The following is an 8,545-nucleotide window of genomic DNA, read 5'->3' on the forward strand; positions in this document are numbered from 1 at the left end:
AAGGAAACAATGCAAAAACTTTTTTTAACTTTTTTTTATTCAGGGTGTGCAAAAAAAGCACCGGGGACTTTTGGAACTTTAGCAGCTTTAATTCCTGCTTTTTTTATATTAAAATATCTAGGAATCACTACCTTATTTTTACTCAGCATTTTAATTTTTATTGCTAGTATAAGAGTGATTGATGATTATGAAAGAAAAACAGGGATTCACGATGATAAACATATAGTAATTGATGAAGTTGCAGGAGTTTTTCTAGCGTGTGCCATCGCTGCAAGCGGCGCTAATTCTTTACTGAATTTTTTTATGGCCTTCGTGTTTTTTCGCATCTTTGATATCACAAAGCCTTCTATCATAGGAAAAATCGATAAAAAAACCAAAGGTGGATTGGGTGTTATGCTAGATGATATGCTAGCAGGATTGTTTGCAGGGCTTTTAAGTGCAGTGATTTATGGTTTTTTGCTTAAATTTGATTTAGTCTTTTGGGATAAAGACTTGATAAATTTATTTTGAAATTTTGCTTAAATTAATATATTTTTAAATTTTATTCTTATATAATTTAGTCTTTAATTTCAAAAAAGGAAAATAAATGGCAAACCACAAATCTGCTGAAAAAAGAGCAAGACAAACTATCAAAAAAACAGAAAGAAATAGATTTTATAGAACAAGACTTAAAAACATCACTAAAGCCGTAAGAGAAGCTGCTGCTAAAAACGATAAAAACGCTGCTAATGAAGCTTTAAAAATTGCAAACAAAAGCATTCACGCTATGGTAAGTCGTGGCTTTCTTAAAAAACAAACAGCGTCTCGTCGTGTAAGTCGCCTAGCTCTTCTAGTAAATAAAATTGCATAATCTTTCATAATTTTTAATGTTAGCTAGTAAACTAGATCCTTTTTTAAAACGCTTTGAAGAGTTAAATTCTCTTCTTAGTAGTTCTGATATCATCAGTGATATCAGTAAAATGACTGCGCTTTCTAAAGAGCAAAAGAATTTAGAACCCATCGTCTTAAAAGCTAAAGAATACCTAAAAACTCTAGATAGCATAGAAGAAAACAAAACTTTGCTTAATGATGCTGAGCTTGGAGAACTTGCAAAAGAAGAGTTAAAAAATTTAGAAGAATTAAAACCCAAACTCGAAGAAGAGCTTAAAATTTTGCTATTACCCAAAGATCCGAATGATGAAAGAAATATTTTTCTTGAAATTCGTGCAGGAACAGGCGGAGATGAAGCTTCTTTATTTGTAGGCGATCTTGTTAAAGCCTATGCAAGATATGCTGAAAATCGTGGCTATAAACTTGAAATCGTTAGTTCTAGCGAAGGAAGTGTGGGCGGTTTTAAAGAAATTATCATGCTAGTTAAAGGTGCAGGAGCTTTCTCAAGACTTAAATATGAGGGTGGAACACATCGCGTTCAACGCGTTCCACAAACCGAATCTCAAGGACGCATACACACTTCTGCTATAACTATAGCGGTTATGCCTGAAGTAGACGATATAGAGATAGAAATCAATCCCAATGATCTTAAAATAGATGTTATGCGCTCTTCAGGACACGGGGGGCAAAGTGTAAATACTACAGATTCTGCTGTGAGGATCACTCACCTTCCTACAGGTATAGTTGTAGTCAATCAAGATGGAAAAAGCCAGCATAAAAATAAAGAAAGTGCTATGAAAGTCTTAAAAGCAAGACTTTACGAAATGCAAGAAAGCGAGCGTTTGGCTCAAGAAAGCGAAGCAAGAAAATCCCAAGTAGGAAGCGGCGATAGAAGTGAGCGCATACGCACTTATAATTTTCCACAAAATCGTATCAGCGACCATCGCATCAATCTTACCCTATATCGTTTAGATGCTATTTTACAAGATGGGCTTTTTGATGAAGTTATCGAACCTTTGATAGCACATTATCAAGCAGAATCATTACAAGAGCAAAATTTATAGTTTCATTAGTCTTGAAAACAAGACTAATGATTAGTGTTTATGCGGGAATTTGTGCGGGCTGCTATTTGCACCAACATGGGTTACATTTTCATTTTCTATATCATAAGCTTGTCCAAAACCTTTTACAAAACGGCCCTTTTGAAATTCAAGTTTTACAAGATGGAAATCAAGCATATTGCGTATGGTTTTTATTCCGCCTTCGCCGCCTGTTTGTTTTTCAAATTCATCATAAATTTTATCAAACACTTCCCCACGCTCGATAAAACTAGCCTTAACCTTATAACGCAATCTTTTACGAAGTATAACAGAAGCTGCCTTGCTTTCATCCTCTAAAAACATTATTTCTATATTGTTTGGATTTTCTTTGATATTATTAAAATGCTCGCTTACTTCACTGATATAAATATAATTTCCCCATGGAGTATTTACAAACGGTGCATAAGAACAAACCACCTCTTTATCTGCACTTAAAGTCGCTAAAGAAACCGAATTAAAACTCAACATAAACTCTTTTGCTTCTCTTGCCACTCCGCTAAGATCTTTTTTAGTCTTTGCACTCATACAAAGTTCGATAATAGCATCTTTAAGGGTTTCTTCGTTTGCTTTTTTAGGAAATTCTATGCGTAAATTTTCTTTATCATTATAAGCTATATCCAAGCCCTCAAAATCAACTCCGACCAATCTTACTCCCTTAGGATCCTTCACTGCCCCAAATTTTTTACAAAGATCGATCAAATTGGATTGATGATGATCGTTCATATGAGAAATAATACTTTCAAAACTCATTATCTTTATCCTTTCTTTAAATTTATAGAACAAAATATAAGTTAAAAATGGTATCAATTATCAAATTAAAAATTACTTAAAAAGATTAAAATCGTTTAATTTTCAAAAATTTATTCTAATTTAAGCTTATAAAAGATAAATTTTCTCTTCAAATATTATGATATATATTATCATTATTTATTTTATTTAAAAGGAGTAAAAATTTGAATCCAAGCAAAAGAGTTTTAAAGCTATCTTTACTAGTATTTTTACTAAGCACTGGTATCAATGCACAAGAATTGAATGATAAAGCCATTCAAATGCAAAAAGTTGTTGTAAGTGCAACAGGATTTGAACAAGATGCAGACAATAACTTGCGTAATGTAATTGTTATCGATGGTAAAAACTTAGAAAAAAGAGGATTTAATACCTTAGAACAAGCCTTAGAAAGAATTTCAGGCATTAGTTTTGTAAATTTTGGACTAGGACGCAATATCGATATGCGTGGACAAGGAAGCAAGTCCGATATAGCTGTGAAAGTTATGGTAAATGGAAATGCTATTAATGTGCTTGATAATTCTCATGGCGTAACTCCTTTAGAAAGTGTCAATTTAAACAATATAGAACGCATAGAAATCATACCAGGGGGAGGCTCTGTGCTTTATGGAAGTGGCACTAGAGGGGGTGTGATTAATATCATTACAAAAAAAGAAAAATCCGATGCTTTTGCTCTAAGTCTTAAAGGCAGTAGTTACGATCATGGAAATTTAGGTGGAAATTTAGGCGTTTATGGGGCTAAAAAAATCAATGATTATCTAACATTTGGTTTTGATATACAAGGCTTTAACCGCGATGGCTATCAAGAGGGTTATAATGAAAAAGGCTATTTTGTCAATACAAAAGCCTATCTAAATACTAGCGATAATAGTGATTTATCCCTAAATTATAATTATTTTGAAAGCAAAAATACAAGCAGTGGCTATCTTACAAAAGCACAAATTCAAAGTGATCCGACCCAAAAAGGAAGTGGTGATAATATCACTCAAATCAATAGACCTGAAATTGCTTTAGATTATCATCATTATTTTAGTGATTTATACGAAATTCAACTCGGAGCATTTTGGCAAAATCAAAAAATAAGATATCTAAAAGATGAAATTCCAATGATGGGCACCATAGCTTATCAAACCGGTAGCGGTTTTGAAGATACGCTTACGGGTATAAATTTAAAAAATAAAATCAATTACAAAGATGATTCTTATTTTATCTTTGGCTATGAGTTTGCAAATCATGATGCCAAAAGAACAAGCATAGTTCATTATAATGTAAACACTCCAGCATTTCAAATGAGTCATACCATGACAACTCTAATGGATATGAATAAACAAAGCCATTCTGTTTTTGCTCTAGACTCTCATCAATTTAATGATATTTTTAGTATTTCAGGTGGTGCAAGATACGAATACAGTCTTTATGATACCCACAGAAGTTACACAAGTAAAATGATAATGGGCGGTACACAACGACCAAGTAATCCAGAGCTTTTTGACGCTGATGATACAAGCAATAACTTTGCCTTTGAAATCACTCCAAATTTCAAATATTCTGATACTGGAAATATATATGCTAAATACGAAAGAGGTTTCATCTCTCCAACTCCTGCACAACTTGTTAACAAAGATCAAGCAACTCAAAAATATTACACTGCCAATTTAGATCCTGAAATTTTTGATACTTTCGAACTTGGGATTAATGATTTTTGGTGGGATTTTTATGGCTTTAATTTGACTTTATTTTACACTCTAAGCAAGGATGAAATTTCTTATCTTGGAAATCCACACTCCACAGGAGGAGCATTTTGGAAATATTATAATATCGACCAAACGCGTCGTTTAGGAGCGGAATTAAACCTTCATCAATTTTTATTCAATGATAGCTTAATCCTCAAAGAAAGCCTAAGCTATCTTGATGCTCAAATTTCTAAAGGTGTTAATGACGGACTTAGAATTCCTTATGTTTCAAAAATCAAAGCCACAGCCGGAGTAGAATACGCTTGGAATAAAAATTTATCAAGCTATATAGATTTAAGCTATTTTTCAAGAGCAAAAGATGGCGGGGTTGTTGATGAAAATACAGGAAAGATGTCTAGAAATTCTTGGATTAAGGATTATTTTTTAACTGATATTGGTGTAAATTATAATTATAGAAATTTACAAATTCTAGCAGGCATTCGCAATCTTTTTGATAAGCAATATTACACTTATCAAGACAGCACAAATGATCAATATCTAGCCGGAAATGGTAGAAATTACTATGTTGAATTTAAATATGCGTTCTAAAAATCTAGTGATTATAGGGCTTTTTTTAGCCTATATAATCACCTGTATCATCGCACTTTGCTTAGGAGATGAAAATTTAAGCCCTAAAGAACTTCTCTCCTATGCTTTTGGTGAAAATGAAATTTTGCGTCAAATCATCATCGATGGGCGTTTGCCTCGTATTATAATGGCTATTTTAATCGGTATGCTTTTAGCTAGCAGTGGAGCAGTAACGCAAAATGTATTTTCAAACCCCATAGCAGATCCTTATATCATAGGTATAGCTTCAGCAGCAACCTTTGGATCTGTTTTAGCGTATTTGTTAAAACTGCCTGATTATTATTATGGAATTTTAGGCTTTATTTGTTCTGCTATTTTTTCATTAGCGATCTTTAAAGTATCTTCAAAAGCTTCCATAGCTACTTTACTCATCATAGGCATTGCTGCCTCATCTTTTCTAGGAGCTTTTACCTCGTTTTTTACCTATCTTATAGGGGAAGATTCTTTTAAAATAGTTGCTTGGCTTATGGGAAATATAGGTTCAGCTTCTTGGTTTCGTATAGGAATTTTGATTTTGCCTTTGATTTTTTGTCTTATGTATTTTTACGCGCATAAAAATGAATTAAATATCATTTTAAGCGGGGATGATGAGGCAAGAAATTTAGGAGTTGATGCCCAAAAATTAAAAATCAATCTTTTGATAGTTTCTTCTTTGGCAGTTTCTTTTGCGGTAGCTTTTACAGGACTCATAGCCTTTGTAGGACTTATAATCCCTCATACCGTAAGACTCTTGCTTAGAAATTATGACAATGCTTTGGTTATTCCTTTTTGTACCGCTTTTGGAGGGCTTTTTTTACTCATTTGTGATACTCTAGCAAGGACTCTAATAGCCCCTGTGCAAATTCCTATAGGGGTTTTAACCGCATTCTTTGGAGCTCCTGTATTTTTATATTTGGCTTTAAGTGCTAGGAGATTTTTATGATATTAAAGATACAAAATTTAAGTTTTAGCTATCATAAAAAAGAATTGTTAAAAAATATCAATTTAGAGCTTCAAAATAAAGCTTTTATAGGTATTTTAGGGCCTAATGGCTCGGGTAAAAGCACACTTTTAAAGCTTATACTAAAAAATTTAAATATAAGTAAGGGCGAAATATCGCTTTTTAATACCAATATAAAAAACTTTGCCCTTAAAGAATTTGCACAACTTTGCGGTTTTGTGCCTCAAAATTCGGGTTTAAACACGCCCTTAAAAGTTATTGATGTGCTTTTAATGAGCAAATTTACAAATTTAAAACATGCTTTTTGTGATTATTCTAAAGAAGATATTTTAGAAGTTGAAAAATTTGCAAAAACTTTAAAATTGGAAAACTTTTTAGAAAGAAATATACTTTCTTTAAGTGGTGGAGAATTTCAAAGAGTGCTTTTAGCAAGAGCCTTGCTTAAAAAACCCAAAATTCTTTTTTTAGATGAACCCACTTCAGCACTTGATTTAAACCATGCTATCGAGCTTTTAAGCCTTTGCGAAAGATTGATAAAGCAGAACAATATCGCAGTTGTAGCGATTTTGCATGATTTAAATTTAGCCTCTATGTTTTGTGATAAGGTATTGTTTTTAAAAGAAGGAGAAATAAAGTATTTTGGAAGTACAAAAGAGCTTTTTACCAAAGAAATTCTAAAAGAAATTTATAATTTAAATTGCGAGATTGTCTATAAAGACTTAAAACCTTATATCTTAGCCTTAAAGGAAAAAATATGAAAAAAATTTTAATCATTATGAGTTTATTTTTAACCCTACTTAATGCCAAAGAACGCATTGTAGTGCTTGATCCTGCAAGTATAGAAACACTTTTTATGCTAAATGCACAAGATCAAATCGTAGGTATTGCAAATTTGCAACACTCAAATATCTACCCTGAAGAAAAAACTTCAAAAATAACTAGCGTAGGAACTTTTTCACACCCTTCTCTTGAAAAAATAGTTGCCCTAAAGCCAAGCTTAGTGATATTAAGCTCGTATTCTTTAAATTTAGAAGAAGGGCTTAAAAACTTTGGAATCAAAAGTATCAATTTAAAAGCCCAACGCCTTGATGAAATCAAAAGCAATATCCAAATTCTTGCAAAACTCACAGACAAAGAAGAGCAAGGCAAAAAACTTTTAGAAGAATTTGAACAAGGATTACAAGAATTGCAAAAAAATCCCTTAAATAAAAGCGGAATTTACCTTTATTCTAGTAATCCACTCATGGCCTTTAATGATAATTCTTTAATAGCGGATATATTAAGACTCATAGGCATTAAAAACCTAAGTCCTCAAAGTGAAATAGCGCGCCCTATAATCTCAGCAGAATACATCCTAAAACAAAATCCTGATTTGTTGATCTTAGGCATTAATGCAGATGGCAACATTTTAAATGCTAATGCTTTGTTAAAAAATACAAAGGCAGCTCAAATGGGACAAATTTATCACAATGAAAACACTCATATATTGTTACGCTTAAGCCCAAAAATCATAGATAGAATTAAAGAATTTAAAACAAGATTAGAAAATCAAAATTTTTAATCGCTCAATCTTGTTTTAAAAAATTCACAGCTTTGACAAAGCTTTTCTATACGCTTATTTTCTTCAAAGGCCTTTTTGATTTCTTGAATGCGTTTGGACTCAAGAAGGCTCTTAAATTCAGCATTAAAAACATTACCCAAAGATATATCGCCTTTAGTATCCAAACAACAAGGCACGAGCGTGCCATCACTTAAAATGCCTATTTGCTCTTTTAAAGCATGGCATTTTCCTTGAGTATAAAGGGGCTTATCTTTTAAACTTGGCCATTTAAAAAGCTTGTTTTGATGAAGCAAAATATGCCTTTGAAGACGATTTTTAGCCAAGTGTGTAAGAATTCGAACCCCAAATTCTTTACTTAAAAATTCATAAATGGGCAAATTTTCGCTAGGGGCTTTAAAGTTAGTATCTAAATTCCAAAGTCTAAGATTGATAAAGCTTGATTTTTTATACTCTAAATGCTCTTTGCAAAACTCTAAAATAGGCTTAAAATATTGCTCTAAAGAAAGTTTGCTTTGACTTAAAAAGGCCATTAAAGAGATATTGATTTGATGGATATTGTCGTATTTTAATAACAATTTAGAATTTTTAGGACTAAAATAAAAACCACTTGTGGTAATTTCTAATTTCATTTGATGATTTTTAGCAATTTGTAGATATTCTTCTAAATTATTTAAAAGCAAAGGATCTCCCAAAAGATGAAAGGTAAAAATTTCGCTTTTATCCCAAATTTGCCTTGCAAGTTTGGAAAAATTTTCTACACTCATCACTCCACGCAAGGCTTTTTTTGAGGGACAAAAATCACATTTTAAACCGCAAATATCGCTTAATTCTATGTATAATTTTTTAAATTTCATTATATATCCAAGAGTATTTTTTAGCAATATTTTAAAAAATAGATTAAAATAAGTAATATTTTATACATATTTTTATATATTTTTTAATTATTTTATATATTTTCAAAACTTTT

9 protein-coding genes are annotated in these 8,545 nt (G+C 31.8%); 7 read left to right on the forward strand and 2 right to left on the reverse strand.

Going from position 1 to position 8,545, the window contains the following annotated elements:
• Window positions 1-9 precede the first annotated feature (9 nt).
• The 3 genes from CCO88_RS07670 to prfA all read left to right on the forward strand — a co-directional run bounded on the left by CCO88_RS07670 (window position 10) and on the right by prfA (window position 1,934).
• The gene (locus CCO88_RS07670; protein WP_002779527.1) at window positions 10-510 is read left to right on the forward strand and encodes a phosphatidylglycerophosphatase A family protein; all 501 of its coding nucleotides are present in this window, start codon (window positions 10-12) and stop codon (window positions 508-510) included.
• 76 nt (window positions 511-586) lie between these two features.
• Window positions 587-850, forward strand: coding sequence for a 30S ribosomal protein S20 (gene rpsT, locus CCO88_RS07675; RefSeq protein WP_002779526.1), 264 nt, complete (start codon window positions 587-589; stop codon window positions 848-850).
• Between the two features lie 16 nt (window positions 851-866).
• Window positions 867-1,934 (forward strand): peptide chain release factor 1, encoded by a 1,068-nt coding sequence (gene prfA / locus CCO88_RS07680; protein ID WP_002779525.1) that lies wholly within the window; start codon window positions 867-869, stop codon window positions 1,932-1,934.
• 30 nt (window positions 1,935-1,964) lie between these two features.
• On the opposite strand, the gene CCO88_RS07685 is transcribed toward prfA, so the two are convergent.
• Window positions 1,965-2,720: a HugZ family heme oxygenase gene (locus CCO88_RS07685; protein ID WP_002779524.1), complete on the reverse strand. Its 756-nt coding sequence runs from the start codon at window positions 2,718-2,720 to the stop codon at window positions 1,965-1,967.
• Between the two features lie 203 nt (window positions 2,721-2,923).
• Here CCO88_RS07685 and CCO88_RS07690 point away from each other — a divergent pair, with 203 nt between their 5' ends.
• Genes CCO88_RS07690 through CCO88_RS07705 form a run of 4 tightly spaced genes read left to right on the forward strand, consistent with a single transcriptional unit; the run spans window position 2,924 to window position 7,578 of the window.
• Window positions 2,924-5,038: a TonB-dependent receptor gene (locus CCO88_RS07690; protein ID WP_002839993.1), complete on the forward strand. Its 2,115-nt coding sequence runs from the start codon at window positions 2,924-2,926 to the stop codon at window positions 5,036-5,038.
• Window positions 5,013-5,999 (forward strand): FecCD family ABC transporter permease, encoded by a 987-nt coding sequence (locus CCO88_RS07695; RefSeq protein ID WP_002779522.1) that lies wholly within the window; start codon window positions 5,013-5,015, stop codon window positions 5,997-5,999. Before CCO88_RS07690 ends, CCO88_RS07695 begins: the two co-directional genes overlap by 26 nt.
• On the forward strand, window positions 5,999-6,775 hold the full coding sequence (locus CCO88_RS07700) for an ABC transporter ATP-binding protein (protein ID WP_025431480.1): 777 nt from the start codon (window positions 5,999-6,001) through the stop codon (window positions 6,773-6,775). Before CCO88_RS07695 ends, CCO88_RS07700 begins: the two co-directional genes overlap by 1 nt.
• Window positions 6,772-7,578 (forward strand): ABC transporter substrate-binding protein, encoded by an 807-nt coding sequence (locus CCO88_RS07705; protein ID WP_002781400.1) that lies wholly within the window; start codon window positions 6,772-6,774, stop codon window positions 7,576-7,578. The genes CCO88_RS07700 and CCO88_RS07705 overlap by 4 nt, the downstream gene beginning before the upstream one ends.
• Here CCO88_RS07705 and CCO88_RS07710 read toward each other — a convergent pair.
• The gene (locus CCO88_RS07710) at window positions 7,575-8,432 is read right to left on the reverse strand and encodes an SPASM domain-containing protein (protein WP_002781398.1); all 858 of its coding nucleotides are present in this window, start codon (window positions 8,430-8,432) and stop codon (window positions 7,575-7,577) included. The genes CCO88_RS07705 and CCO88_RS07710 overlap by 4 nt on opposite strands.
• Window positions 8,433-8,545 lie beyond the last annotated feature (113 nt).

The sequence above is a fragment of the Campylobacter coli LMG 9860 genome, from assembly GCF_000254135.1.
Lineage (GTDB): Bacteria > Campylobacterota > Campylobacteria > Campylobacterales > Campylobacteraceae > Campylobacter_D > Campylobacter_D coli.

What these genes read in the sequence shown, in the direction of transcription:
- CCO88_RS07695 (WP_002779522.1), top strand. Translation starts at nt 5,013, where the DNA reads ATGTTGAATTTAAATATGCGTTCTAAAAATCTAGTGATTATAGGGCTT.
- rpsT (WP_002779526.1), top strand. Translation starts at nt 587, where the DNA reads ATGGCAAACCACAAATCTGCTGAAAAAAGAGCAAGACAAACTATCAAA.
- CCO88_RS07670 (WP_002779527.1), top strand. Translation starts at nt 10, where the DNA reads ATGCAAAAACTTTTTTTAACTTTTTTTTATTCAGGGTGTGCAAAAAAA.
- prfA (WP_002779525.1), top strand. Translation starts at nt 867, where the DNA reads ATGTTAGCTAGTAAACTAGATCCTTTTTTAAAACGCTTTGAAGAGTTA.
- CCO88_RS07710 (WP_002781398.1), bottom strand. Translation starts at nt 8,432, where the DNA reads ATGAAATTTAAAAAATTATACATAGAATTAAGCGATATTTGCGGTTTA.
- CCO88_RS07705 (WP_002781400.1), top strand. Translation starts at nt 6,772, where the DNA reads ATGAAAAAAATTTTAATCATTATGAGTTTATTTTTAACCCTACTTAAT.
- CCO88_RS07685 (WP_002779524.1), bottom strand. Translation starts at nt 2,720, where the DNA reads ATGAGTTTTGAAAGTATTATTTCTCATATGAACGATCATCATCAATCC.